This is a genomic window from Ciceribacter azotifigens, from assembly GCF_048159625.1.
Classification (GTDB): domain Bacteria; phylum Pseudomonadota; class Alphaproteobacteria; order Rhizobiales; family Rhizobiaceae; genus Allorhizobium; species Allorhizobium azotifigens.
Map to the genome: position 1 here is coordinate 1 of NZ_JBLQTA010000017.1, position 26,066 is coordinate 26,066.

Genomic DNA, 26,066 nt, shown 5'->3' on the forward strand with positions numbered 1-26,066 from the left:
AACCAAGGTCGGCATGAGCGCATCCGTGATGTGGGCGGCAGTTCATGGTTAGTCCATCCAGTCCTCGAATGTCTCCTCTTGGCGCAAAGCTGCCGTAGCCTCGCCTTGAACGGATTCGAACCCGCAGCCCGCATCTGCCTTTCTCAAGGCTCTGAAAAAACAGCTGATTGTGCGCTCGCCACCGCTTTTTCTACCGCAGGAGAAGAAGCGTGGGATTGGTCATTCGATCAGGCTTTCTCGCCGTTCGCTTCGTTGGGCGACTGATGTAACTTAATTGGCTCGGGCGGATAGATCTCCTGGAACCGGGAGTGTGCCTGGCACCAGGCGGCCGCCGACGGGGACAACCAGCCGGTCATTTCCACCATGCTGTCGTAGCGCTTCGGCAAGTTCCACATGATGACCGGCTCGTGATGGGCAATGCGGTTGCGCAGGCTGCGGGTCTGTGCCAGTGGGCCAGAGAAATCCTTCCTTCGCAAGCCCTTTCCGTCCGCCTTGCGGGCGATCTTGTGCAGGGTCGTCTGCCACAGAGTTTCATAGTCCTTGCCGAACATGGCGGTCCAGAAGCTGAACGTCAGCGCCGCGACGACCCGGCCGGGCGTCGGCTCCTTCTTGGCTTCCTGAATGTCCTGAATCGCCTTGGCGAGCTGTTCGGGCTGCCATTCGCCGAGCAGCAATCCCGGTTCGTGAAACCAGCTTTCATTGACTGCTTCGGTCATGACGGCATGGATGCGATTGCGCAGTGCCACCTCCAGCATCTGCAGCGGCGTATAAAGACTTTCCGAAATCAGGGTATTGAGCGTATACAGCTCGATAGCACGGTCCCGGTCGCCATTCGCCCAGTCGAGGTAACGGCCAAACCGCTCCAGGGAAAGCGCCATTTCCAGCGCTTCATAGGAAACTGGCTTCCCTACTTCCTCTTGCATTTTTTCCCCACCCCCTCTATATGGGTAATCGTACACCCCGGTACCGTCTCTGCCCTAGGCATGCGGCCGGGGTAATTTTTTGCCCTAATCACTTGAGATGCTTCGGGGTTTGCAAGGCCGCCTTGGCTTCCTTCCGCTGCTTCTTTTCAGCAGTAAATTCCGGCTCAAGCGCCTGAATCTTGGCCACCAGGCCGTCTAGGTGGTAGATATTGCTGTTCCAGTCCCCAGCGGCGGTCTTGCGCATTTCGCGCTTGATATAGCCAGCCTTCTCCAGAGCGCGCATATTGTTCTGGATGGTCTTTTCCGTGACATCCATGCGTTTCGCCAGTTCCTTCTTGGCCGGAAACGGCTTGCGCGTCGGCTCATGCCAGTAATCCAGGAGCTGGATGATGATGTTCATCTGCATCGCGTTGATGCCAAGGCGGCGTTGCGCCTGGATCAGGATGGAGGGAATGCCGGCATAGCCATGGCTATAGACGGCCTTGCCCCAGATGCGCTCGGTTGAGGACGGCTTCTTAGCTGCGGGCTTAGGGAAGTTGATGACTTCTGCATCGGTAGGCGTTGCGCTCATGGTTTTAAATCTCCTTCGGTTGCAAAGAAGATACGTGGGCGCATACCGGCTTTCAATGAATGGGACAGTCGAGGGTATGGAAAACTGAGGGGGTACCCTAATCTGCGTTGATTGTGCTGTGTCCACTTGTAGTGCTATAAGGTTCACGCTGTTTTAGTGGATGGCTTTCGCCCCCACCTCGGGTAGTCAGCTTCCATACGGGTGGGATTGGTACTTTCCATACCAAAGCTGCGATTTTCTTGTTGTAGAGAGGTCGTAGCATGCCGAAGTCAGGCTAGGAAGGGCGAACGCGCCCTCACACGGCCCGTGCCCCGTCTTCTGAAGGCGCCCACGCGGTGATCGCTCTGGACAAATTGTTGGTCGAGCTTGGCTCTACGGCTGCCAATCTGTCATGTGTAACACATTTCCTCCAAGCTTCTGAAACGCACGCTGGCGACAGGAAAAAACGATAATCTGCTGCTCGCGAGACTGCCTGTGGAGTGCGTCGAACATCTTCTCGATGCGATCGTCGTCGGAGTAGACCAGCGCATCATCGAGGATGACGGGCGCTGGCCTACCGTCACGCGCCAGAAGCTTTGCAAAGGCGAGGCGCGTCAGCGCGGACAGCTGCTCCCGCATTCCGCCGCTCAGGCGATCGACATCTTCTTCCTGTCCGTTGCGCAGAATGGTCTGGGGTAGAAGCGTCTTGTCATCGAAGGTGATCGAAACATCGTCGAAGAGCAGTCTGAGCAGCGGCCCCAGTTCAGCCATGACAGGTTTGAGGTAAAGTTCGCGAGCCTCTGTCCTGGCAGTTTCCAAGGCGGCAGCAACACGCTGCAGGACAGCCACCTCCTTCTCGAATGCAGCCACCCGCGCGGTCGCGGCAGTGAGCGCATCCCAGGTCTCCCGCCATTTCTCTTCCACCGCCTCGTCGGATTGCGCCCGGATCTCTGCGTTCAGCCCGGCCATGGTCTCCCGCAGCGAATTGATCTCCTTGTCGACCGCTGCCTCGATAGAGCGAGCGCGCGTCAATGCCGCCTCGATCGACGCGAGATCACCAGCGTCTGCTCCTACTCTCAGCGCAAGTGCCTCCGCCTCAGAAAGCGATTGGTCTAGATCGGTCAGCGTGGACGACAATGCGCGTTCGCGCTCTGCGCGCGCTTCTTCTGGCCCCAGGATCGCAGCCAACTGCGCCCGATCGGACATGAGAGACGCCAACGCCGTTTCAGCAGCGACGAAGGCTTCGTCAGCACGGGGCTGTTCTGGCACTACCTCGCGCAGAGCGAGGCGCGCCTGCTTTCGGCGTTCTTCGGCTTGCGCCAGCGCTGTCCGGAGCAGCGTCGGATCCTCAGTCGGGTCGACAACTTCAAGGCTGATCGTGTCAGCCGCGGCGACAGCCTCTCTCAACGTCGCCAAGCCCTCCGGAGCGATGAAGGATAGCCGGCCCCGTAACTGGTTCAGGTCAGCTTCGGCCTGCTGTACCCTCTCCTGCCGATCCCGTGCCGCAGAGAGGCTGTCTACGCCCATTGAGGCAAGGAGCGCGCTTCGTGCCGCTTCTGCCTGCACCAGTTGACCGTCATTCCGACCGGCGCGGTTCGATCGCAGCGTGATTGTTCCAATTCCTGGAACAGCAAGCCGAGCCTGCCCCTCGTAGGTTTGGTCTTCCCCGTCTGCCAGAGGCTTGCCGTCCAGGGTCACCGTTGCGACCGCATCGGCCTCGTAGTGAATTGAAAGTGAGGGGCGAGCGGCCTCATCGATGGCACGGAGCTTAGCAATCTCGACTTCGCGGGTTTGCAGCTCATCGATAGCCTTTGCCGGAATTTTCAGGAAGGCGAGTTGCGCCTCGCCCTCTTCAATGCCTTGGCGGATCTTCTCCGCCTCGGCCAAGCGTTGCTTCAAGTCATCCAGGCGCTCAAACGCCTCACGTGCCTTTGTTGCCGTGTCGAAGCGGGCAAGCCGATCTCGGAGCTCCTGCTCCTGAGCCTCCGCAAGCTCAACGTCCTCCCGTGCCTTTTCGATAGCGTCAGCCGTCTCTCGGCGGCGCTTTATCGCTTCAGCCCGATTGTTCTCTGCGGAAACCGTACTTTCCTGCAGAACGGTTCGGCTCCGGCGTTATACTGTTCCTCAAAAACAGTATAACCGTCGAGAGGGTACGGACAAGACGGGATCGTAGATAAACTCGCCTTGAAGGGATTTGAACCAGCGGTACTTACTCGGCTGGTTAAGCGCTTGATAGCACGTACTTTGCGACTTTCGATTCAGCGAATTCAGGCGCCGTCAAAGCAAGGTAGAAATTTACGTCGTTCACCGATCTCCCGTGTTCAGCGTCCAGTTGAATAACCAATTCTGATGAACGCCTCTTGACTTGTTCACCGTTTTAGGCGATTCAACAGAACGATGAAACCAGTAAATTCAGTGAACATCGAACGATCTGCACCTCAGGTGATCGAGGATTTCCTGACCGGCGTGCCCAACCTGCAGATCAACAGCATTGAACGGGAGTCCATCGATTCCGGTCGCTGGAGCGCCGATATCAAGGTAAAAGCGCAATTTGCAGGCAAACCCCTTAACCTCGTAATCGAAGTTAAAGCCTCTGGGCAGCCGCAAATGGTGAGGAATGCTGCTGAGACCCTGCAGCGGCACTTACAGAATGTGCAAAAAGACTATGTACCGGTGGTCATGGCGCCATACTTGTCGCCGCAAGCGCGTGCAGTGTGTCGAGAAGAAAATGTTGGCTATCTCGATTATTTCGGCAATGCTCTGATTACGTCCGACGGGATCTACATAGAGCGATCTGTTCCAGGCCGGCCAGAGTCAGAACGACGCAGCCTCAGATCCATGTACAAGCCCAAAGCGGCGCGCGTTCTACGATGCTTGCTCCACCACCCAGGCCGCCATTGGCGTATTTCTGACTTGGCGGAGGCGGCGAAGGTAAGTGCTGGCTTGGCGAGCAATGTTGGCGCCCGCATTCGTGAGTTTGGCTGGGCCGAATTAACCGATGATGGGCTCGTGCTCGTATCTCCAGATGATCTGCTGGACAGTTGGGCTGAAAATTACCAACCGCCCAAAGGCGAAGTGTACCATTGCTATACACCCTATCACGGTCGACAACTCACCGACCGCGTTCGGGCTGCAGCTGGACATGGGCAGGTCGTTCTGGCGTCCTTTTCTGCGGCCGAATGGCTCGCTCCGTTCGTGCGCCATCCGAACAATTATATCTATGCCGATGAGCCAGGCTTCGTATCGCTGACAGAGGCAATCAATTTAAAACCCGTCTCTAAGGGTGGCAACATCGTTGTCGTCCTTCCGGATGAAGATGGCGTCTTAGATGATGCAATACAGGTCTCCGAAGGGTTGCGTGCCACCAGCGCGGTCCAAACATATCTCGATCTCTCTAACTCGGGAGACCGCGGGAAGGAGGGGGCCCAATTCCTTCGCTCAAAACTGATAGACTGGCGGACATGATAGAAGAACCTAGATACGCTCCCGAATATTCCGATCGCTTGAGCACCGCCGTTCGGTCTGTTCTTGTCGAAATCGGACAAACCCTTGGCAGTTATCGTGGCCAATTCGCAGTCGTCGGTGGCGCAGTACCTTGGCTTCTCCTAGAGGACGCTGAGATGAAGCATGTCGGCACGGGCGATGTTGATCTCAGCCTCGACGCTGAGGCATTGGCCGACGATGCGCAATACAAGGGACTCGTCGATTCCCTCCGAGCGCAGGGTTACGCTCCGCGCGAACACCTGAGAAATTTCCAGATGGTCCGCACGGTCAGCCCCGGAGATGGCGGAGAGGACATTGAGGTCCTGATTGATTTCCTTAGGCCGTTTGACGCAGTGATCAAAAAAAACCGTCCTCCCCTGACTGCCGATTTCGCAACTCAGCGTGCATTTGGTGCGGACCTGGCCACCCGTTTTTATGAAATGGTCGCAATCGAAGGTAAGATGCCCAACGGTGGCAAGAACCGCGTGATGATTGCAGTCGCTTCGATTCCGGCTCTGCTTGCGATGAAGGGCCATGCGATCGAAGGACGGAACAAACCTAAAGACGCCTATGACATCTATTATTCGGTCCGAAATTTCCCAGGCGGACTGGACGCTCTTGTGGAAGCTTGCGGACCGCTTATGGGCGCGAAGAGCGCTACTGAAGGCTACCAAAAAATTGCTGAGAAATTCAGGGAAGTCGACGATTTTGGTCCGGTCTGCGTGCGAACCTTCGTAGAGAAGGAAGACATCTTGGACGGTCGTACAGGCGATGAATGGCAGCAAGACGCTTACGGACAAGTGCGGACCTGGCTTGCCGCTTTAGGGTTTTAACTCATTCCCCACTTGGCGCTGCCCCGGCTAAGCTGCGATAAGAATTTCGACATAAAGCAATTTTTTCGGCTGAACGTTGGTATGGAGAAGTTACAAACTGGGTCAGTCCCCGCCTATGATCAACACATGGTTGACAGAAGCGTCCGAAGACAACGCCGTGCCCGCCATCGACGTCCTTCACATGGTACCCTCAGGATCGCAGGTGAAGGTCACCGCCAGATCCACCGCCGTGCCGTTGAGCATCGTCACCTGGTGCGCAGCGAGATACGAGCGTCGCATATCATGACCTCGCTGCTGACTATGCTCTTGAAGGGATGTGAACCTGCGACCCGCTGTTAGCGCCGGCGATGCTATTGAAAAATAGCGCTTGCTTCGACTTCGTAACCCTCTCCGGAGCAGATGCGCCGGTGTTTCGGTCCATGCCTCCGCGAGTGAGGTGACCTGCCTGGCGCAGGGCGTCCATTACATCTGGCTCGTTTCGATCCACGCCTCCGCGAGGGAAGCGACATCGATCAGCAGGATATGTCGGGTGGGTAGCGGGAGTTTCGATCCGCGCCTCCGCGAGGGAGGCGACCGCGCCCGTCGGCATCATCACGAAATTCATCGTGTTTCGATCCACGCCTCCGCGAGGGAGGCGACCTGTCCCGGCATTCGGGTTGTTGTTGCCCATAAGTTTCGATCCACGCCTCCGCGAGGGAGGCGACATGCGCGTCGATCTCGCAACGGGCACTTTCGAACAGTTTCGATCCACGCCTCCGCGAGGGAGGCGACTGTGGGACTCCTTCGATGAACGCAGCTACCGTTCGTTTCGATCCACGCCTCCGCGAGGGAGGCGACTTGGGGGGAGAGTAGCGTGAGCATTCTAAACGAGTCTCGATCCACGCCTCCGCGAGGGAGGCGACCAGACGGTCGAATGTATCTTGCATTTGATCACCCGTTTCGATCCACGCCTCCGCGAGGGAGGCGACATTACACTCTATCAGTGGTTCCGCCAGAGACGTGGTTTCGATCCACGCCTCCGCGAGGGAGGCGACGGTGCGGGCCGTCGGTATTGAAGCCGCGAGCGCGGTTTCGATCCACGCCTCCGCGAGGGAGGCGACCTTGGTCCCGGAAATAACCCCGTTCCAGGCGGCTGGTTTCGATCCACGCCTCCGCGAGGGAGGCGACGTGTGCGGTCTACAATGTCGGCTGGCAGAACATGTTTCGATCCACGCCTCCGCGAGGGAGGCGACTGGTCGGTCCCGCATCATCGGCCGCATAAACGAGGTTTCGATCCACGCCTCCGCGAGGGAGGCGACGCGGCTTTCCGAACCGTGCCACGCCCCCGTTGGCGTTTCGATCCACGCCTCCGCGAGGGAGGCGACCGCGCCGGGATCACCAAATATTTCAATGGCATAGTTTCGATCCACGCCTCCGCGAGGGAGGCGACCAGTGATCCGTCGAGCGATCAGAACAGGGTTGCGGTTTCGATCCACGCCTCCGCGAGGGAGGCGACACTCGGCGAACGATCCCTTGCCGACATCCTCGACGTTTCGATCCACGCCTCCGCGAGGGAGGCGACGGGTTGCGCAGGGCTCGCTCTATCTGTGGCAATTGTTTCGATCCACGCCTCCGCGAGGGAGGCGACGTTCGGCTTTCGAAGACGAGGGCGGCGTGATGGAGTTTCGATCCACGCCTCCGCGAGGGAGGCGACACGAGAAAATCGGCCTGTTCGAACGGGTCAAGGAGTTTCGATCCACGCCTCCGCGAGGGAGGCGACCGGCGGCGATACGTGATGAAATGGCTTACGTCCAGTTTCGATCCACGCCTCCGCGAGGGAGGCGACCTGCTTCGCCGACGCATCGTCGTTCTTGATGACGATGTTTCGATCCACGCCTCCGCGAGGGAGGCGACTGGACTGCAGCAACGATCGTGATCTCGTCATGACGTTTCGATCCACGCCTCCGCGAGGGAGGCGACTTGCTCGCGGTCGCGACGTCGCCGGTCACCGGAACGTTTCGATCCACGCCTCCGCGAGGGAGGCGACCGTCCGCGCCGACCGGCTTTTCCGACCGGATCATGTTTCGATCCACGCCTCCGCGAGGGAGGCGACGAACGCCACGCTTCGCTTCGAGCGGACCATGACGTTTCGATCCACGCCTCCGCGAGGGAGGCGACCGAAACGAAACGACGGAGGTCAGGACGACATGAGGTTTCGATCCACGCCTCCGCGAGGGAGGCGACTCCCAATCTCCCGCCATGATGCAGCCATAAGGAAGTTTCGATCCACGCCTCCGCGAGGGAGGCGACCGGTGTTGGCGGCACGGGGCAGGGTATCAGCATCGTTTCGATCCACGCCTCCGCGAGGGAGGCGACACAAGCAGAGTGCGGAAGCGCTCATGTCTTCTCCGTTTCGATCCACGCCTCCGCGAGGGAGGCGACATGGGTCTGGCTACAGTCAGGCGACGGTATGGGCGTTTCGATCCACGCCTCCGCGAGGGAGGCGACTCACCCTGCCTCGGCGGGGCGCTTTGCCATGGGAGTTTCGATCCACGCCTCCGCGAGGGAGGCGACCGTTCCGGCGATCACCATTTCAACGCCGCTATCCGAGTTTCGATCCACGCCTCCGCGAGGGAGGCGACGTACCATTTTGCACCATGTCACGCATTTTAATGCGTTTCGATCCACGCCTCCGCGAGGGAGGCGACTCACGTTCGCAAGCGTGCCGGGATACTTGCCGGCGTTTCGATCCACGCCTCCGCGAGGGAGGCGACTCAGCGCCGCGAGCCCTGCCGTCCCTTCACCGGTGTTTCGATCCACGCCTCCGCGAGGGAGGCGACCCTGGTCGAGATAGAGAATGCCTCCCGTATACGTGTTTCGATCCACGCCTCCGCGAGGGAGGCGACCAGGTCCGACGATGTCACCCTTGTTCGGGTCGAGTTTCGATCCACGCCTCCGCGAGGGAGGCGACATGTTTCCGGCTATGGCGGGAGCCTCTACTGATGGTTTCGATCCACGCCTCCGCGAGGGAGGCGACCGATCGGCATCGGCACGCTGGCATAGCCGGCCGTGTTTCGATCCACGCCTCCGCGAGGGAGGCGACCCCGCCAACCCCTACGGTTCCGCTGGTGATGCGCAGTTTCGATCCACGCCTCCGCGAGGGAGGCGACTTGGAGGGTGTCACCTCATTCCACGGCGGGAAGTTGTTTCGATCCACGCCTCCGCGAGGGAGGCGACAATGGAGTTGGTCAAGCATTCTATATTGACACTGGTTTCGATCCACGCCTCCGCGAGGGAGGCGACGAAATAACCGCATCGAAGGAGTTATCCTTGAACGGTTTCGATCCACGCCTCCGCGAGGGAGGCGACCGAGGCGGAAGCCGTCGCAGCCCTTGATGCTGCTGTTTCGATCCACGCCTCCGCGAGGGAGGCGACCACGAAGGCATTGTGCTTTCGCGCTACAAGGATTCGTTTCGATCCACGCCTCCGCGAGGGAGGCGACACGTGCGCGATCTTCTGATCGCCCAGATGCCGCTAGGTTTCGATCCACGCCTCCGCGAGGGAGGCGACTTGCTTCGCGGTGCAGGAGTGAGGTGTTATGGCCAAGTTTCGATCCACGCCTCCGCGAGGGAGGCGACGCGGCATCACCAACTTCGAAGCGATCAAGCTTCTGTTTCGATCCACGCCTCCGCGAGGGAGGCGACCCTTGCTTGGCTCGACCTTGTACTCACTGACATGGTTTCGATCCACGCCTCCGCGAGGGAGGCGACGCCGCCTTGGTGTCCGCCTGGTCCGTTACAAGGGGTTTCGATCCACGCCTCCGCGAGGGAGGCGACTGCCAAAAGCGTTCGCATTGGCGACTGGCTCAAGTTTCGATCCACGCCTCCGCGAGGGAGGCGACAGAGCCGGGCGAAGAGGTTGCGATCATGTCCATGGTTTCGATCCACGCCTCCGCGAGGGAGGCGACGGTCGATGATCAGATAGCCGCGCTGGAAGTTGCCGTTTCGATCCACGCCTCCGCGAGGGAGGCGACCCTGCTCCATCGCGATCTCGAAGCGACGGGCGTCGTTTCGATCCACGCCTCCGCGAGGGAGGCGACATTCCTTCGGCCGTAACGGTCGTGGGCGGTGCCGGGTTTCGATCCACGCCTCCGCGAGGGAGGCGACTCGGCGCTCTTTCCGAGATGTCGCGCGCTGCGAGGTTTCGATCCACGCCTCCGCGAGGGAGGCGACTTCCCGGCCCCGACAAAGGGATGGCTGGCGAACGGTTTCGATCCACGCCTCCGCGAGGGAGGCGACCGCCGCGCGCCGCCAATTTGCGCGCTTTTTAGACCGTTTCGATCCACGCCTCCGCGAGGGAGGCGACAAAGGCAGGTGGCGTGATGCAAGGACTTGTCAAGGTTTCGATCCACGCCTCCGCGAGGGAGGCGACGACAACATCGTTACATGGTTTGGCTACAAGGATGTTTCGATCCACGCCTCCGCGAGGGAGGCGACGCGGTGCTGCTGGAGCCTGCTGCGCAACTTCCGGGTTTCGATCCACGCCTCCGCGAGGGAGGCGACGCCCAACCACTGCAATTGAAAGCGGAGGGCAAGGTTTCGATCCACGCCTCCGCGAGGGAGGCGACTCATGCGGTCCGCCACAGATCGGGCATCACGCATGTTTCGATCCACGCCTCCGCGAGGGAGGCGACTGTTTACGGTCAGTTGACCGCCCCAAATGTAGAGAGTTTCGATCCACGCCTCCGCGAGGGAGGCGACCGCTGTCGACCAGTCGGGCATTCATCCCCTTTCGGTTTCGATCCACGCCTCCGCGAGGGAGGCGACCGGGCAGCGCGCATCAGCCGCTGCACCTGCTTTCCGTTTCGATCCACGCCTCCGCGAGGGAGGCGACGCCGATCCCGACGAACCCGGTCTTCCGATCGATGTTTCGATCCACGCCTCCGCGAGGGAGGCGACGGACGGCGCCAATGCAGCGAGCCAGTCCTCGCGGGTTTCGATCCACGCCTCCGCGAGGGAGGCGACTTTCTCGCATATGGCTTCGCGCTGGCGATCGTAGGGTTTCGATCCACGCCTCCGCGAGGGAGGCGACCCGACGAACTCTTCCACATCGTGGCCACGCAGCGTGTTTCGATCCACGCCTCCGCGAGGGAGGCGACCTACGGTCTTCTGCAAGAACCACTACGTCATGGAGTTTCGATCCACGCCTCCGCGAGGGAGGCGACGACCGGTGGCCTGTCCTCACTCGGTATGTTCGTTGTTTCGATCCACGCCTCCGCGAGGGAGGCGACCGTCAATCGCTACTGGCTCCATGACGATGAGGTAGTTTCGATCCACGCCTCCGCGAGGGAGGCGACCATAGTTCTCGGGTGTGTAGAACGGGGTCTTGTTGTTTCGATCCACGCCTCCGCGAGGGAGGCGACCAAGGATGGACGCAAGGCCGCACGTCTTGTGAAGTTTCGATCCACGCCTCCGCGAGGGAGGCGACCCGTAGCATTGGCCGTCGCCCCGTCCTGAATGCCGGTTTCGATCCACGCCTCCGCGAGGGAGGCGACACATGCGTCTCGTGGTCGTAGACGTTGTCGCGGCAGTTTCGATCCACGCCTCCGCGAGGGAGGCGACAGGATGCGGTCGTTTCCGTCTCCGGGTCGGACGAGTTTCGATCCACGCCTCCGCGAGGGAGGCGACAGGCTGTGAGCGAAGGTTCCCTGCGCTGACCATGGTTTCGATCCACGCCTCCGCGAGGGAGGCGACGTTCGTGTCCTGCACCAGCTTGTGCGGCTGCAGGAGTTTCGATCCACGCCTCCGCGAGGGAGGCGACCCATGTCTCCTTGAGCTTGCGGATTTCAGCCGCAGTTTCGATCCACGCCTCCGCGAGGGAGGCGACCGTCTTGGTGCAGTGTGTGGTGCATCCGCAGTCGTTTCGATCCACGCCTCCGCGAGGGAGGCGACCCCAGGCGCGTTAGCCACATATCATTCGAAACAAGGTTTCGATCCACGCCTCCGCGAGGGAGGCGACTATAGGAGCGCATCTGTCATACCCCGCTTACAGAGTTTCGATCCACGCCTCCGCGAGGGAGGCGACGGAACGTATGCTGCGGGCAGAGCGCCATGACGGCGTTTCGATCCACGCCTCCGCGAGGGAGGCGACACGGCCGACCAGCACTGGCCCGCCTGACCTTGGAGGTTTCGATCCACGCCTCCGCGAGGGAGGCGACAACCCAATGACGTTGTTTCGTGGACGTCGGCACGGTTTCGATCCACGCCTCCGCGAGGGAGGCGACGGCGGCGGAATTCGCCTTCGCCATAGCGTTCTCGTTTCGATCCACGCCTCCGCGAGGGAGGCGACGAGCCGCTTGCCGAAATCACCATTGACGACATGGTTTCGATCCACGCCTCCGCGAGGGAGGCGACGTCCTTCTTCCAATGGTAGATTATGCCGAGTTCTAGTTTCGATCCACGCCTCCGCGAGGGAGGCGACGTGACGATGATGCGTCCAAAGATCGATACGCCGAAGTTTCGATCCACGCCTCCGCGAGGGAGGCGACACAGAGGCTTCCGCGCCACTGTCGCCGGCAATGTGTTTCGATCCACGCCTCCGCGAGGGAGGCGACCAAACATTCTAGGCCTTGCGCCATAATCCGCATTGTTTCGATCCACGCCTCCGCGAGGGAGGCGACGCCGGCCTCGTCCAGCAGGACTACGCAAACCAGATGTTTCGATCCACGCCTCCGCGAGGGAGGCGACACATGGCCATCAATGCCGACCCCGACTTGAGGAAGTTTCGATCCACGCCTCCGCGAGGGAGGCGACGAAGGCGCTCAGGCAGTCGAAAATGGCGCGAATGTTTCGATCCACGCCTCCGCGAGGGAGGCGACCGAAGCACAACGCGCTTCTCAACCGCATGAAGAAGTTTCGATCCACGCCTCCGCGAGGGAGGCGACACGGCACTGTTTTCCTATGTGAACGGCAACAACAAGTTTCGATCCACGCCTCCGCGAGGGAGGCGACTGGCTTACGGTAAATCACAGATTTCGCTTTGCTAAAAGCACTCGTGGTGCGCACTACGCTCGTTAGCGACAACGACGAAATCATCCGCCATTAGCGCCTGCAAGCTTCCTTCACGATTTCAAAGAACAAGAAAGTGTGCGAACGTCTCGATAAAAGCCAGCACGCTGGCGGTTCGCGCGACATCGACTTATGGTGGAGTCAATCGGCGTTACCGAGCATAGCGAGCGCTGGTCGCAGACCATGGAATGAGGGTGTCAATGCGCCGCAGCCCCACCTCTCAGTCATCCTACACCATCAGCGTGCCGCCGAGGTCCGTTGCGGGCTTGGCACCAACATGTTCCACTCGCCTTTGCCAGTTTGCGCCTAGATAGTAGTAGCGCAGGCTATCAACTTCTGGGTTGATGATGCTCTCAAGCCGAGCCTTCAGTCGGGTCCATTGTGCCGGATCAAGCTCTATTTCGAAGACCGAATATTGAACGCGCTGGCCGTAATCGCGGCATGCCTTGGCAACCCCGCGAAGTCGGGCGGCGCCTTTCCCCTCCGTGGTATTGACGTCATAGGTGACAAGAACCAGCATAATTCGGCAGACTCACTTCCAGAACCAGGGCGGATAGGCGTCGAGGTCGCCGCGCAGATGGCGCGCTAACATCTGCGCCTGGAGATAGGGTACAAGCCCGAGCGGCGCCTTCTCGCCGAGAAAGGGATGCTGCCGTTCCTCGCGCTTTCGGTCCTGCCAGGCGGTCAGCACTGTCTTGCGCGCCTCGTCGGACATCAGCACCGCTCCGCTTTCCCGAAACTCGAAATCGCCTGCACGCAGTTGTCGGCGGTTGATCAGGGAGAGCGCAAGGCGGTCAGCCAGCACGGGCCGAAGCTCTTCCATCAGGTCAAGCGCGAGCGAGGGTCGACCTGGCCGATCGCGATGCAGAAAACCAGCCGCCGGGTCCAGTCCGACGCTTTCCAGCGCCGAGCGGCAATCATGCGTGAGAAGCGTATAGAGAAACGAGAGGAGCGCGTTGACGGGATCGAGCGGCGGACGGCGCGAGCGGCCCTGCCAACGCATGGCTTCGTCCGGCGAGCGGATCAGGTGGTCGAAGACCGAGAAATACAAGTTGGCCGCCTCGCCTTCCGAGCCGCGCAGGCGCTCCAGTGTGTCGTCGGCGCGCTCAACGCGGCGCAGGATATGGGCAAGGCGGTCGCAGACATGGTCAAGCGCCTGGCGCTGCTCGGGGAGATAGTCCTCGCCATAATCGCGCAAGGAGCGCATGAGCACGGCGCGCTGATTGGCGATCTTGCCAATGAGAAAGGAGCCGACCACCTCCTCTGGCTGGTCGCAGACGCGATACTGCGCGCGACGCAACAGCACATTGCCGCTGATCGGCCCCTCGAGCCGCGCCTGGAAACGGCCGTTGCGATCGAGAAAGGTCAGAGTGATGCCGGCCGCCGCGAGCGCGCCCATGAGCGGTGGCGAGACGTGGATCGCGCCGAAGGCGACCACTGCGGATAGCATGTGCAACGGAACCCGGCTACGCTCCACGCCTTCGATTTCGGCGACGATGTTTTCGCCATCCTTGCGCAGAACCGCGCCTTCCGTGGTGACATAGACGGTGTTCAACAGCTTCTTCATGCATTCCCCACCCCGGCAAGACTTTGTTCCACCATTCGCGCGCGCCATGCGCGGACAGATCGTCCAACGGCATCCGGACGGCAGAGTTCGAGCAGAGAACAGGCACGGCAGCGCTCGCGGCGCGTCGTAGGCGGCGGCGTTCGCCCCGAGGCGAAAACCTCGGCAAGTGCGGCGACCGTCTCCTCCGTCTGATTCCGCAACTCATCATCGAACGGCACCACAACGCGACGGCGGGTTTCGCCGTAAAACAACGCGCCCTCCGGAACCGAACGCCCCGTCATTTCCTCAAGACAGAGCCCTTGCGCGCACAGCTGAACCTCGTCGGCTCTGTGCAGCTTTGGCTTCCCGCGTTTGTATTCAATAGGAAAGGGTGTCTCGCCATCTCGGCCGTCGAGAAATTCCACCACATCCGCGACACCGGAAAGGTTCAGGCGTCGATTCGCGAGCGGCAGCGCCATGACGCGGCGAATGCCCCTCACCTTGCGACCGCCGCCTTTGTCGGCGACGACGTGCATCACATGGCCCTCGGCGGTGAACCGATTATCCGCCCACAGCCGCTCAATATGAATGAGCGCAGCCTGTCGCAGACAGTAGACGGCATGCTGGAGGGCGGAGAGCGGAATAGGCTCTCCGTCGAAACCGGCAGCCATCCCCTCCTCCGCGCCCGCCATGGCTCAAAGCTTCTCGATGATCTCGACGCCCGCAGGAAGATTGTCGCGGTCGATGGTGACGATATAGTCGGAGAAGGTGCGGGCCGGCGGGAAATTGTCGAGGCGGCCATCAATGGCGTGGAACGTGCCATCGATGTTGCGACCGATCTTCACGCGGTCGAAAAGCGTGTGCGCCGGCGCATTGCCCAATGCGTTCTCATGCTTGAAGACCACCAGTTTCCGGGTCGCCATCTCGCCGCGCGCAGCCGACCTGTCATGCTCGAACATGCTGGTCAGCGCCTCGAAGAGCAGCCTGAGATCGGCGTCGGAAAAGCCGGTCCGCTCGGCAAACTTGGCAGAAATGAAGCCATGCGCGAGATAGAGCCCGTAAGGGACGATATGCTTGCGGCCCATCGTACGATTGTCCGTCCGATCGGAGGAATCGTCGCCTTCGGCCTTCTGCTTCTTCTCCGCCTCGTTGGTGGCGGCCATTCGGGTGATGGAAATTTCAAGCGGCAGGATCGGTTCGACGGAGCGGGCAAAGCTCACCTGCACCGGCCCCTTGACCTGACCGCAATTGACGCCGGTCGACATGACCGCGCCGAAGGTGCGGACGTCGAAAAAGTTGTCACACATGAAGCGCGTCAGCACCTTGGCTTCCGCATCGTCCTTCGGGTTCAGCTTCGCGTCCTTGTCCACCTTCGGGTCGTCCTTGCGGACGGCGCGATAGGCCTGACGGTGCTTGTCGTTCAGGATCGCGCCCTCCTCCACATAGATGTGCAGACCGTCCTCGCCATGGCGCGCCAGATCGACATAATTTCTGATCTTGCGCTTGAGGCTGACATCCGTCACCAGCCCGCGATTGGTCTCCGGGTCAAGGCGTGGCAGATTGCCGGCATCCGGATCGCCGTTGGGATTGCCGTTGACGACTTCGAAAATGAGCGCGAAATCATAGCGGTTACTGATGGTGGTCATGCCGTTTCTCCCTCGGAAATCGTCTGTGCGGTCTTTTTGAAGGCTTCGTTGCGCTGGTGATAATAGCCGAGACCGAAAAGTGCCTGATCTTCGGCTGAGAGCGAGGCCGGATAGGGATCGTTGCCCGGCTCCATCATCTCCATGATCGCGGCTACCTGCTTCTCAAGGACGACCCGGTAGCCGGGCTTCTGCTTTCCCACTTTCGACAGATGGTTGGCAGATCCTGTGTCCAACAGGTGGAAAACCTTGCGCGGCTGGGCAGACGCTGAGCCGTAGAACTTGTCCTTGATCGTCGCGTTGACCTTGGTGCCAAGCGCCGCCGACTGGATTTGCTCGTAGACGGCAAAAAGTCGTCCTAGCAGATAGCCTTTGTTCGAGAACGAGGGGTCGAGTGCCACAGGCGTATTCTCCCTATCAAAATTTCGGACAAGCAGCGCCTTCAAAATCCCGGCGCGCAAGGCGTTGATGTCTCCATCGGCGCGGATGCGCGTGAGCACGGAAGACATGAGTGTGAGGGGATAGGATGTTCCGGCAAGGATCGCGCGCATCCATTCACCAGCCAGGTTCGGCGTCACGTTTTCACTTTTGCCAAGCACAGCAGTCTCGCGCAGATAGCGCCAGAGCGGTGGATAGCCGTCGCGCGGCGGCGGCTCGATGCGCATGTCGGCCATGAAGCGCTGATAGTTCGCCGTCAGGCTGCCGAAATCCCCCTGATAGAAGAAGCGAACGGAAAGCCGCGCTGCGTTCGGTGCGAGCCCCAGGACGTAAAATCGGACGCCATCCGCCAGACGCGGCTCCACCTCGCGCAAGGCGCGGCCCTCACGGATCGCCGCAAGCTTTTCCTTGATCTTGCTGGCGGCATTCTTCTCCTCATCCGATTTCGCCTCTTCCGGGTCGGAATCCAGATACAAGGCGAGCATGTCTTCCGCCTCTTCCGCCGCCTCCATATCCTTTGCATCGGCCCAGAACACCGTCGAGGCGTCACCGATCTGGATGCGATGGCCGCTGTCGCGTTCGAGGAAGCGGTTGAGGGCCGTCGTGTAGGCGAAGGCCGCAGCCTCCGAAACGGGGGCGTTCTCGCCCTGGGTATGGCCATAGGACTCAAAGGCGTCCAGATTGAAGGAGATCAGCGCCGCGCCGGACGATTGTGCGCCCCAGACGCCCTTGATGGACGGATGAAGCCGCGCCACAATTCCGGGATTTCCGGTCGCCAGACAGATCGAGGCTGCGTCCCCGGCGGAGGCGGAAACGCGCGCCCAAAGCACCTTTGCGGCCGGGCGATCATGCAAGAAGCGGCTGCGGCGTTCCGACTCCAGAGCGAAAACGACATTCTGGTCCTTCATTTCCTCCGTCCATTGGGGCAGCACGAATTGGTCTGGCGACCAGTTCGTCAGGAACAGCGACAGGGCGCGCAAGCCCGCGTCATCGGACTCGCCGATGGCTTCCAGATGTTTCTCGATGAAGGCCTTGTGCTCCTCGGAGGTGCGCTTGCCCTCACCCGCAGTAATGCCAAGCACATACGAGGTCTTGTCCCAAAGGAAGTTTGGCGCAATGGCAACAGTCCGCTTGACGGGCTGCGGCACCAGCGTTTGCCGCGGCCGCGCCTTCTTCCCCTCGCCGTCCCGCCAGTCGATGACATCGAAGACGCTGCCGTCCTCGTTCAGAGAAATGACAAAACCGATCTTCTCGTTCGAATAGCCGAATGGAGGCGCATCGGGCAGCCGATCATACGCATTCACCAGCGACGTCAGAATGCTCATCGCAGCACCTCCGGCGAAGACGGATGCGGAACCTTGATCACACCCTGATCGAGCTTCGCCCGAAAGAACATCGATGGGCGGCCGGGAGCCTGATGATCGATGTCATGAAGCATGAAACCGAGATCGCGCGTCGTGCCGAAGCCAAGCTCCGGCGTTCGCGCCTCCGGTTCGGCTTGGGGCAAGGGCGCGTCATGCGACAAGAGCTCAAAATCCGCGGCGAATTCTCGCGTTCCGAGACAGGGCTGGTGGAAGCATTGTCCCCTCGCCGCGCGGCGGTTGAACGTGTCGAGATGCTTGCCCTCGTTGTCGTCCGCCCCTGCCTTCGCGGTCAATTCGAAATGCGCTTCGATGACATAGGCGGGGCGCACGAGAACGGTAGCCGCCCGCTGTTGCCGGTCCTCATCGACGAGCAGGTTGAGCCCTTCCAGATCGCCGCGCCTCATCGCCGACTTGATCTTGCCGGCCGGGGCCTTGTGGCCCACCTCGTTGCGGCGGATCGACTGGAACCGGATCGGCTCCAGCACATGGACAGCATCGACGATCCAGCGGATTGCCGGCTTCCAGTGGATGGCCTCGAGTATGCCGCGCGCGGCCGAGGGGGTCATGGCATCATAAGAGACGCGCTCGACCTTCATTTCCGGGCGAGTGAAACAGGCATAATCGCCCCAGACTTTTAGCCTAATTCCGTAGGTCAAACGCTTCACCTCCCCCAAAAGCAGACCACAATTCACATGTTCGTCAGATAATCATGTCCGACTCCGACAACCGATCTGCGTCCTCCCAAAACAGCCCGGTCTCGTCCGTGTAGAAATCATCCTTCAGGAGAAGAACGAACTGATCTCCCCTCAACTCCGGGGCCACATACAAGGCATGGCCGTTCCGGATCAGCATCTCCCTCGCCTTCGGCGGCACTTGTACGATGTAAGGTTGCAGATCACGGGCCAGCCTTCCAGACGATACGTTCTCAATCCTTAGTTGATCCACTATTTTCTTCGCATCTTCTTCGATGGCGATAATCACGGGCGCAAGCCCGCTTTCGATCATGCGGAAATCCTCGCTGATCGCGCGATAGGCGAAGTTGGTTTCCTGCCTGGTCACGATGAGACGGTCGAGGATGTTCTTCGCATCAAGTCCCTTCTGGCCGACGCGCCAATAGACTTCGCCGAAATAATCCTCAACGGCGGTGAGCGCCGTCAGATCCTCGTGGCGGCCGATGATCCGCTTCATGTCGCCGATCAACCCCTTGATCTCCCTTGGCGGATTGTAACCGACAGGCGTGAAGACCGTGACGACGCTCTGGTCCCGCGCACGTTTTCCTTCGCGATTTACGCGACCCGCTGCCTGCACGATCTGATCGAGGCCCGCTTCCGCACGCCAGGCAACGGGAAAATCGACATCGACGCCCGCCTCGATCAGGCTGGTTGCAATGAGCCGGCATGGCAGGCCCTTTGTGAGGCGATTGCGCACATCTGCCAGGACACGCTTGCGATGGGCCGGGTACAGCCGCGTTGTCAGATGGACGAGACCTTCGAGACCGGCGGCCTCGGCCTCCCGGAAAAGCTCCAACGCATGCCGTCGGCTGTTGACGATGACGAGCGCCTGTTCGCGATCCGAAAGCGCAGCGATGAGCGCCGCATTGTCCATTTCGCCCGCGTGGCGGATATGGGTTCGCGCAAGTCTGTACTGGAGATTGAGGGGATCGGGGGCAAGCTCGCGCCCTTCCAGCGGTAGGCCATACGGAAAATCGGGCCGGACGCGCAGCGCCGGCTGTGTTGCCGTGCAGAGCACGATGGAGCAGCCGTAGCGGGCTGCAAGCTCTTCCAGCACCCGCATCGTCGGGATGAGCAGACCGCGCGGCAGCGTCTGCGCCTCATCGAGCACAATGACCGAGTTGGCAATATTATGCAGCTTGCGCGCCCGCGAGGTGCGGGCTGAAAATAGACTTTCGAAAAGCTGCACATTCGTCGTCACTACGATTGGGGCTGCCCAGTCTTCGGTGGCGACTTTCAGCTTGTCCTTCTGCTCGCGCGCCCTCCCGTCGAACTTTTCCTCATCGACCGAGGAATGGTGCTCGAGCACGTGATCGCCTCCCAGCACTTGGCGAAAGATTGCCGCCGTCTGGTCGATGATCGAGGTAAAGGGGATGGCATAGATGATGCGGCTGTGGCCGTGGCGTTTGGCGTGATCAAGCGCGAAGCCCAACGAGGCCAACGTCTTCCCGCCGCCGGTCGGGACGGTCAGCGTAAAAAGACCAGGAGCCTCGACTGCCTTGGCTCGGACGTGGGAAAGGACATCGGATCGCAAGCGGTTGAGCTTGCCAGACGATGCCGAGAACCTGGCCATATGCGCGTCGAAGCGCGCGATGAAGTGATCGATCAGGTCGCCAAACGTCGTCCAGTCGCGGTCCGCCCCGGCCTGACCGATGCTTGCATAATAGGCTTCCGTATCCTTAAAGTCGGCATCCACCAGGCAGGAAAAGATCATGCGGCCTATGAAGGAGACAGCAAAGCCCTGTGTTTCATTCTTGAACCTCGCGCGGTTCATCAGCGCATGCGGAATCAGACCCGAAAGATCGAACCGCAATTCATCCCGCCACGCCCCGTCAATCGGTGCAGAACGCTCCATACGCTGATTGAAGCAGGCGTCCGTCTCGTTCGTTCGGTCGGGCAAGCCGGCATGATGACCGAGAATGGCATAGGCAATCAATTCCGCCATCAACTTGTCTTTGGGCTCGACAAGATCCAGCAGCACCTTCGCACCGGCGGTGGAATGATCGACACGGCCTTCTCGCCCTTCCAGCTTCAACTGAAAGGCGCGGTTATATTTGCCCAGATCGTGAAACAGCCCGGCGACATGCCCGGCGCGCTCGAGGCCTAAGCTCTTCGCCATACGTCCGGCGAGTTCCGCCACTGCAGTCAGATGATCAGCGAGTCGCTGCCAATCGGCCTTGTTCCGTTCGTGCCCGCTATGCGCATACCAGCTCATCTCTCCACCACTTCTCAAGACTGCAGAAGGTGCCATGTCAATCAAGCGGGTATGGGCTAAGAAGGCAACCGGTTCGGACGGCCGAAATCGTCCCCATGGAGCTTCTCCACGGATATGGCGATCGAGCTATAGCATCCTGAAATCATGGTAGATCGATTCGAAAGCGAGCTGGTGCGATAAACACCAGCGAGTCGACGGTCCGGAAGTGGGGAACAGATGCTAAACGGCCGAGCGGGCCGGCACTCAAGCTCCTGTCGCTTGTAAAGTGCGGGCTGCAGATGCTGGCGTGGCGAGGTCTCCTCGCGCGGCGTTTGAAAAGCTTGAAGCATGAGCACAATTTTCTGGTCCCGTTGCAGGCACATTTCCCATATTGAACAAAATGACAGGTGCCGATTGCAGCAACCACTTTGCCGGTAGGATTGGGAGCCGGCTGGAGCGGTGTTGATGACCCTGACGATGCCATAGGAGTGAACGCCTCGATTCCGGCGACAGCAAACGCGAATATCAATAATCTCTTTCCTCGAACTGCTCATGGCAGGCAAATGCGCGATACGCGGTACGTACCTACATTGGAGTGAGCGATGACCGTCACGACCCTTTCGAGCCGTGAGCTCGACCGCGATGTCAGCAGCGCCAAGAAGGCCGCGCAGAACGGGCCCGTGATCATTACGGATCCCGGTAGGCCCTCGCATGTTCTGATGACCTATGAGGAGTTCGAGCGCCTTTGCCGAACGCGTCGCAGCCTTGTCTCTGCTCTCTCCATGCCGGGTTTGAGCGACATCGAGTTCGCGCCCACACGGAGCCTCGTCAAACGTCGCGAAGTCGACCTGTCATAAACTATCTGCTGGACACCAATGTCGTCTCCGAGCTTCGCAAGATCGAAGATGGCAAAGGCGATCCCAGTGACTCGTTCCCGCGCGTCTTGTTGAAGCCGACGCGCTGATTGCCGCCACGGCTCTGGCTCGCAACCTCGCGGCCGTTGCGCGCAACGTGAAGGACTTCAAGGGGCCGGCGTAATTGTCGTTGATCCCTGGCTGGCCTGACTCTAAGGGGAGCGCTTTTATTTGGATTTCGGACGCAAACCGCACAGGCTGTCTTCATCGCATAACGACTGATAAGATTGCCTTGGCGCTCATTTTTGCTCCGGCTGGAGAGCGCGTCGCGTCATCAAGGAAAGAACCAAATTTGATGTTAAGGAGGACGCACCTCGGACTGTCTTTACATCATCCACGGAGCGGCCAGACCTCCTTCGTAAACCTGGCAACACCTGGCTACTTGACCTCCCGCTCCAGCCTTTCCAAGTGTTCGGAACAGACTGCCCGGACGAGGTCGAGCAAGATCGACGTCCGCTCCAGGAGCCAGGTAAGTGCCTCTGCGCTGATCTCGTAATGCTTGGAATAGCGGGCCTTCACATAGGCTTCATTAAGTGTGTTGAACCAGGCACGCTCCCGATGCTGATCGCGTGGGAAGGCGTCCGCCAGACGCTGGTCCTGATCCTCGCCAAGTGAGCGGAGGAATTTGATGTTGTGCGACGGTGGGCCGTAATTGGTGAGGGTCAGGAGCACGCAGGAGTAAGCTTGTTCGAGCGCCTGGTGGAGTTCAAACGCGGCCACGCGCACGTGCCCTTCGCCAAAATAGAAACGGGCACCCTTCAAGAAGGTCTCCGACAATAACGACCGTTCGCCGAAATGCTCCCTTGCTACCCGCAGGCGATCAGCCGGCTTCAGCGGCTTGGGTTCGGCAAGCGGCTCGTCGTCGAGCTCATAGAGAGCGATGCCTTCCTTGCGGATGTCTGAGAAGAAATACTGCCCCTCTCTCAGGTAGGTATTCACCTCCCTGCGCGAATGAACGATGAAGCTGACGGGCGTTTTAATCGCAGGATCCCGCATCAGCCGATCTGCTGCCTTGTTCCAATAGGCAGCAAAGTCGGTGAACTTGCGATTGTTCACGACGACGAGAAGATCGAAATCCGATCGATAGCCTTTCCTGGTATGCGGTTCATCGACGAACGTACCGCGGGCATAGGAACCGAAGAGAATGATCTTCAGGACGCGTCCGCGCTTCTTCGCCTCGGAAACCGCTCCCTTCAGCGCGTCCTCGAACTCCTCGAGAATGATCTCGACCACACGGGCAAGTTCGCGCTGTTTGACCGGAGGCAGGTGGTCGATGCTTGTCTTCATCGGCAATCAACACCCCTTCCGTCCCTGATTCGAATGGCTTTTCCGGCTTGCGCGGCAAGCCACAGTGCCAAAACCCTCCGCACCTTTCAACGAAGGGTTTGCAAAATCGCTTTCACATTGGTTTTGCACAGCGCAGGTTCCGGGCAGCAGTCAAGCAGCTTTACTGGACCATCGACTATGCTCGCCCGCTTCTTCACCGCTATTCATCCGACCCGAAGACACGGTTCTCGCGGCAATGCCAGAGGCGCAGAATGATGATGGTCCCGGTCGCGATCTCGTAGCGCATCTCACAATTGCCAAGCATGATCCGTCGGTCCTCGCACGGCTCATAGGCTTGGAGCTTTTCCCGATTCCAGGATAATCAAGCAGCCGATCTGGCGCGCGGGCGAGTTGCTGACCAGGAGCACCCGCGCCTCTCGCGACTGAAAGCGGACAGTCTCAGTCTTTCAGGATCGCGGAGAACCGAGGGTCGAAGGCGCGGCTTATCGGTCCGGCGGCCGCGCCCAATGCCACGGCCCAGGGATCCGTCAGCCCGAGTTGCAGACGCGGCAGCGTCCGTTCACGCCTGTCCGCAATCGACGGCAGGAGGGGCTGCATCGCCTCGACCAGCCGACCGGCCAGTGCTGCCGGCGTACCGCCACAGAGGACCACCGTCTGCGGGTCGAAGATCGTTTCAATCAGATGCACGCTCCAGCGCAGATCCGCGGCTGCGGCCTCTATCCAGGTTCCCATCCTCGGATCGTCTGACGAGGCCAACTGCGCGATCTTTTCATGAGCATCTTTGGCGGCTGGATCGATTTCCAGATGCTGATAGAGCGAGGCAAGCGAGGCTCGATGCTCAAGCGGGGTGCGCACGCCACTGCCGTTGCGCAGCAGGGCCATGCCGATCTCGCCGGCATTTCCACCCGCACCGTTATAGAGTTCGCCTCCCAAGATGAGGCCCGCGCCGATGCCGTAACCGAGATAGAGGCAAATGACGTGGTCGAGGCCATGGGCGGCGCCCACCATCCGCTCAGCCGTAGCGCATGCCGTCGCATCGTTCTGCAGGCCGACATCCAGACCGGTGCCCGACCTTAGTGTCTCCAGCAGCGGGTATCTCTGCCACGCCTCCATCATCCAAGGGTCGTCGCCAGAACTGCCGACGCCGGCGCCGAAGGGGCCCGGCATAGCGGTACCAAGGCCGATTAGCCGCCTCTCGGACTGACTTGCGACCTTCGCCAACGCGCTCCGAACCTCGGCGATCAGTGCCAGGACCACCCTGGCGCCGGCAGCCGGTCCACCGGGCGGCAGGGTGGCTTGCGCGCGCGCCAGTATGTTACCCATCAGATCCACGGCGAGCGCCCGCGTCACATGCCGGTCGATCTGCAGACCGATGGCGAAGGCGCCTTCCGGTACGAGGCGATAGGGCGTCGAGGGTTGCCCCCTGCCCCGGCGGACCGTTTCCCCGGCGGTTACCAACCCGTCCCGCTCCAGTTCCTCGATGATGTTCGAAACCGCCTGCTTGGTGAGCCGCGTCGCACGCGCCAGGTCCGCCCGCGACAACGCGCCGTTGATGCGCAGCGCGTCGATCATCACCCGGCGGTTATGCGTGCTGGTGCCCTCGTAATTCGTGCCGCTCTTGGCGCGGATCGGCCGGCGTTCATTCATGCAGGGCTACCTCTTGACTCCACTAGAGTATTGGAGAACTAATAAGTCAAGAAATTTGACTTATTAGGAGCCGAAGAGTTCCGGGAACAAGGCGCCCGCAGTGCGGACACCCTCAGCAATGCGGCACGGGGATGACCCTCGTGTCCGGTTCATTCTACAGGCAACGGAGCGACGCCTGCGGATCTGCGCAATGGAAAAACTGGAGGCATCAATGTTGAAATCTCGAAAAACCACACTGCTCGCCGCGGCGCTTGCAAGCGTGGCGTTCGCGTCGCATGCCATGGCCGAGACCAAGATCAACGCGCTGTTCATGGCACAGGCGGCCTATAGTGAAGCCGACGTCCGCGCCATGACGGAGGCATTCACCAAGGCCAATCCCGATATCACGGTCAATCTCGAATTCGTGCCCTACGAAGGTCTCCACGACAAGACGGTGCTCGCGCAGGGCTCGGGGGGCGGCTACGATGTCGTGCTCTTCGACGTGATCTGGCCGGCAGAATACGCTGCGAACAAGGTGCTGGTCGACGTCTCAGACAAGATCACCGACGACATGAAGAAGGGCGTGCTTCCGGGAGCCTGGACCACGGTCCAGTATGACGGCAAATACTATGGCATGCCCTGGATCCTCGACACCAAATACCTGTTTTACAACAAGGAAATCCTTCAGAAAGCCGGAATCGCAAACCCTCCGAAGACCTGGGCCGAACTCACTGAACAGGCCAGGATCATCCAGGAGAAGGGCCTGCTCAAGACGCCGATCGCATGGAGCTGGGCGCAGGCCGAAGCCGTGATCTGCGATTACACGACGCTGGTCAGCGCCTATGGTGGCGATTTTCTCAAGGACGGCAAGCCGGTGTTTCAGACTGACGGCGGGCTCGACGCTCTTAAATACATGGTCGACAGCTACAAGTCGGGCCTGACCAATCCGAATTCCAAGGAATTCCTCGAAGAGGACGTCCGAAAGGTGTTCCAGAACGGCGACGCGGCCTTCGCACTGAACTGGACCTATATGTACAACATGGCCAACGACCCCAAGGAGAGCAAGGTCGCCGGCAAGGTCGGCGTGGTTCCCGCTCCCGGTGTCGAGGGTAAGAGTGAGGTTTCGGCCGTCAACGGTTCGATGGGCCTCGGCATTACCACGGTGAGCAAACATCCCGAAGAATCCTGGAAATACATCACCTTTATGACCTCGCAGGCGACGCAGAACGCCTATGCCAAGCTCAGCCTTCCGATCTGGTCCTCGTCCTACGAGGACCCCGCAGTGACCGCGGGTCAGGAAGAGCTCGTCGCCACGGCAAAGAAGGGATTGGCCGCCATGTACGCCCGGCCGACCACGCCCAAGTACCAGGAGCTGTCGACTGCCCTGCAGCAGGCAATCCAGGAAGCGCTGCTCGGTCAATCGACACCGGAAGACGCGCTGACGTCCGCCGCTGAAAACAGCGGCCTCTGACCCTCCGATGATCGCCG

17 protein-coding genes, 1 pseudogene and 1 CRISPR repeat array are annotated in these 26,066 nt (G+C 60.3%); of the genes and pseudogenes, 6 read left to right on the forward strand and 12 right to left on the reverse strand.

Going from position 1 to position 26,066, the window contains the following annotated elements:
* Positions 1 to 264: hypothetical protein (locus ACM6UT_RS19395; RefSeq protein WP_416798993.1), on the forward strand; the 264-nt coding region annotated here is incomplete at its 5' end.
* Here ACM6UT_RS19395 and ACM6UT_RS19400 read toward each other — a convergent pair.
* The 3 genes from ACM6UT_RS19400 to ACM6UT_RS19410 all read right to left on the reverse strand — a co-directional run bounded on the left by ACM6UT_RS19400 (position 228) and on the right by ACM6UT_RS19410 (position 3,372).
* Entirely contained in the window at positions 228 to 923 is a 696-nt protein-coding gene (locus ACM6UT_RS19400) for a hypothetical protein (protein WP_416798994.1), read from the reverse strand. The two genes, ACM6UT_RS19395 and ACM6UT_RS19400, sit on opposite strands and share 37 nt — an antisense overlap.
* A gap of 88 nt (positions 924 to 1,011) precedes the next feature.
* The gene (locus tag ACM6UT_RS19405) at positions 1,012 to 1,494 is read right to left on the reverse strand and encodes a helix-turn-helix domain-containing protein (RefSeq protein ID WP_416798995.1); all 483 of its coding nucleotides are present in this window, start codon (positions 1,492 to 1,494) and stop codon (positions 1,012 to 1,014) included.
* A 372-nt stretch (positions 1,495 to 1,866) separates the two neighbouring features.
* A complete protein-coding gene (locus ACM6UT_RS19410; RefSeq protein WP_416798996.1) occupies positions 1,867 to 3,372 on the reverse strand; it encodes an ATP-binding protein in 1,506 nt (501 codons plus the stop codon).
* A gap of 498 nt (positions 3,373 to 3,870) precedes the next feature.
* On the opposite strand from ACM6UT_RS19410, the gene ACM6UT_RS19415 reads away from it, so the two are divergent.
* Both ACM6UT_RS19415 and ACM6UT_RS19420 read left to right on the forward strand, forming a co-directional pair.
* Positions 3,871 to 4,938, forward strand: a complete 1,068-nt coding sequence (locus ACM6UT_RS19415; RefSeq protein WP_416798997.1) for a type IV toxin-antitoxin system AbiEi family antitoxin — start codon at positions 3,871 to 3,873, stop codon at positions 4,936 to 4,938.
* A 155-nt stretch (positions 4,939 to 5,093) separates the two neighbouring features.
* On the forward strand, positions 5,094 to 5,789 hold the full coding sequence (locus tag ACM6UT_RS19420) for a nucleotidyl transferase AbiEii/AbiGii toxin family protein (protein WP_416798998.1): 696 nt from the start codon (positions 5,094 to 5,096) through the stop codon (positions 5,787 to 5,789).
* Between the two features lie 409 nt (positions 5,790 to 6,198).
* Positions 6,199 to 12,778: a CRISPR direct-repeat array (repeat unit 32 nt; unit sequence GTTTCGATCCACGCCTCCGCGAGGGAGGCGAC).
* A gap of 286 nt (positions 12,779 to 13,064) precedes the next feature.
* Here ACM6UT_RS19420 and cas2 read toward each other — a convergent pair.
* From cas2 to cas3, 7 genes are read right to left on the reverse strand one after another with little or no spacing between them, the layout of a single operon-like run.
* On the reverse strand, positions 13,065 to 13,355 hold the full coding sequence (gene cas2, locus ACM6UT_RS19425; RefSeq protein ID WP_416798999.1) for a CRISPR-associated endonuclease Cas2: 291 nt from the start codon (positions 13,353 to 13,355) through the stop codon (positions 13,065 to 13,067).
* Between the two features lie 12 nt (positions 13,356 to 13,367).
* Entirely contained in the window at positions 13,368 to 14,402 is a 1,035-nt protein-coding gene (gene cas1c, locus ACM6UT_RS19430; protein WP_416799000.1) for a type I-C CRISPR-associated endonuclease Cas1c, read from the reverse strand.
* Positions 14,399 to 15,052 carry a CRISPR-associated protein Cas4 gene (cas4, locus tag ACM6UT_RS19435; RefSeq protein WP_416799001.1) on the reverse strand — a complete coding sequence of 218 codons (654 nt, stop codon included), beginning with the start codon at positions 15,050 to 15,052 and terminating at the stop codon, positions 14,399 to 14,401. The genes cas1c and cas4 overlap by 4 nt, the downstream gene beginning before the upstream one ends.
* Positions 15,053 to 15,076: 24 nt before the next feature.
* Positions 15,077 to 16,027, reverse strand: a complete 951-nt coding sequence (gene cas7c, locus ACM6UT_RS19440) for a type I-C CRISPR-associated protein Cas7/Csd2 (protein ID WP_416799002.1) — start codon at positions 16,025 to 16,027, stop codon at positions 15,077 to 15,079.
* Complete coding sequence (gene cas8c, locus ACM6UT_RS19445) at positions 16,024 to 17,787, reverse strand: type I-C CRISPR-associated protein Cas8c/Csd1 (RefSeq protein WP_416799003.1); 1,764 nt, start codon at positions 17,785 to 17,787, stop codon at positions 16,024 to 16,026. The genes cas7c and cas8c overlap by 4 nt, the downstream gene beginning before the upstream one ends.
* On the reverse strand, positions 17,784 to 18,482 hold the full coding sequence (gene cas5c, locus ACM6UT_RS19450; RefSeq protein WP_416799004.1) for a type I-C CRISPR-associated protein Cas5c: 699 nt from the start codon (positions 18,480 to 18,482) through the stop codon (positions 17,784 to 17,786). The genes cas8c and cas5c overlap by 4 nt, the downstream gene beginning before the upstream one ends.
* Positions 18,483 to 18,525: 43 nt before the next feature.
* On the reverse strand, positions 18,526 to 20,772 hold the full coding sequence (cas3, locus tag ACM6UT_RS19455) for a CRISPR-associated helicase Cas3' (RefSeq protein ID WP_416799005.1): 2,247 nt from the start codon (positions 20,770 to 20,772) through the stop codon (positions 18,526 to 18,528).
* Positions 20,773 to 20,948: 176 nt separating this feature from the next.
* On the opposite strand from cas3, the pseudogene ACM6UT_RS19460 reads away from it, so the two are divergent.
* Positions 20,949 to 21,059, forward strand: a pseudogene (locus ACM6UT_RS19460) (helix-turn-helix domain-containing protein); the annotation flags it as partial.
* 294 nt (positions 21,060 to 21,353) lie between these two features.
* Positions 21,354 to 21,608, forward strand: coding sequence for a type II toxin-antitoxin system prevent-host-death family antitoxin (locus ACM6UT_RS19465; protein ID WP_416799006.1), 255 nt, complete (start codon positions 21,354 to 21,356; stop codon positions 21,606 to 21,608).
* 435 nt (positions 21,609 to 22,043) lie between these two features.
* On the opposite strand, the gene ACM6UT_RS19470 is transcribed toward ACM6UT_RS19465, so the two are convergent.
* Both ACM6UT_RS19470 and ACM6UT_RS19475 read right to left on the reverse strand, forming a co-directional pair.
* Complete coding sequence (locus ACM6UT_RS19470) at positions 22,044 to 22,952, reverse strand: nucleotidyltransferase and HEPN domain-containing protein (protein ID WP_416799007.1); 909 nt, start codon at positions 22,950 to 22,952, stop codon at positions 22,044 to 22,046.
* Between the two features lie 438 nt (positions 22,953 to 23,390).
* Positions 23,391 to 24,599 (reverse strand): ROK family transcriptional regulator, encoded by a 1,209-nt coding sequence (locus tag ACM6UT_RS19475; RefSeq protein ID WP_416799008.1) that lies wholly within the window; start codon positions 24,597 to 24,599, stop codon positions 23,391 to 23,393.
* Positions 24,600 to 24,810: 211 nt separating this feature from the next.
* Between ACM6UT_RS19475 and ACM6UT_RS19480 the strand changes: the two genes are divergently transcribed.
* Positions 24,811 to 26,049: an extracellular solute-binding protein gene (locus ACM6UT_RS19480; RefSeq protein ID WP_416799009.1), complete on the forward strand. Its 1,239-nt coding sequence runs from the start codon at positions 24,811 to 24,813 to the stop codon at positions 26,047 to 26,049.
* Positions 26,050 to 26,066: the final 17 nt, after the last annotated feature.

Coding starts and splice junctions, on each gene's coding strand:
- ACM6UT_RS19470 (WP_416799007.1), bottom strand. CDS start 22,952: ATGAAGACAAGCATCGACCACCTGCCTCCGGTCAAACAGCGCGAACTT.
- cas2 (WP_416798999.1), bottom strand. CDS start 13,355: ATGCTGGTTCTTGTCACCTATGACGTCAATACCACGGAGGGGAAAGGC.
- cas3 (WP_416799005.1), bottom strand. CDS start 20,772: ATGAGCTGGTATGCGCATAGCGGGCACGAACGGAACAAGGCCGATTGG.
- ACM6UT_RS19475 (WP_416799008.1), bottom strand. CDS start 24,599: ATGAATGAACGCCGGCCGATCCGCGCCAAGAGCGGCACGAATTACGAG.
- ACM6UT_RS19415 (WP_416798997.1), top strand. CDS start 3,871: ATGAAACCAGTAAATTCAGTGAACATCGAACGATCTGCACCTCAGGTG.
- ACM6UT_RS19420 (WP_416798998.1), top strand. CDS start 5,094: ATGAAGCATGTCGGCACGGGCGATGTTGATCTCAGCCTCGACGCTGAG.
- ACM6UT_RS19465 (WP_416799006.1), top strand. CDS start 21,354: ATGACCGTCACGACCCTTTCGAGCCGTGAGCTCGACCGCGATGTCAGC.
- cas1c (WP_416799000.1), bottom strand. CDS start 14,402: ATGAAGAAGCTGTTGAACACCGTCTATGTCACCACGGAAGGCGCGGTT.
- ACM6UT_RS19405 (WP_416798995.1), bottom strand. CDS start 1,494: ATGAGCGCAACGCCTACCGATGCAGAAGTCATCAACTTCCCTAAGCCC.
- cas8c (WP_416799003.1), bottom strand. CDS start 17,787: ATGAGCATTCTGACGTCGCTGGTGAATGCGTATGATCGGCTGCCCGAT.
- ACM6UT_RS19480 (WP_416799009.1), top strand. CDS start 24,811: ATGTTGAAATCTCGAAAAACCACACTGCTCGCCGCGGCGCTTGCAAGC.
- cas7c (WP_416799002.1), bottom strand. CDS start 16,027: ATGACCACCATCAGTAACCGCTATGATTTCGCGCTCATTTTCGAAGTC.
- cas4 (WP_416799001.1), bottom strand. CDS start 15,052: ATGGCTGCCGGTTTCGACGGAGAGCCTATTCCGCTCTCCGCCCTCCAG.
- ACM6UT_RS19400 (WP_416798994.1), bottom strand. CDS start 923: ATGCAAGAGGAAGTAGGGAAGCCAGTTTCCTATGAAGCGCTGGAAATG.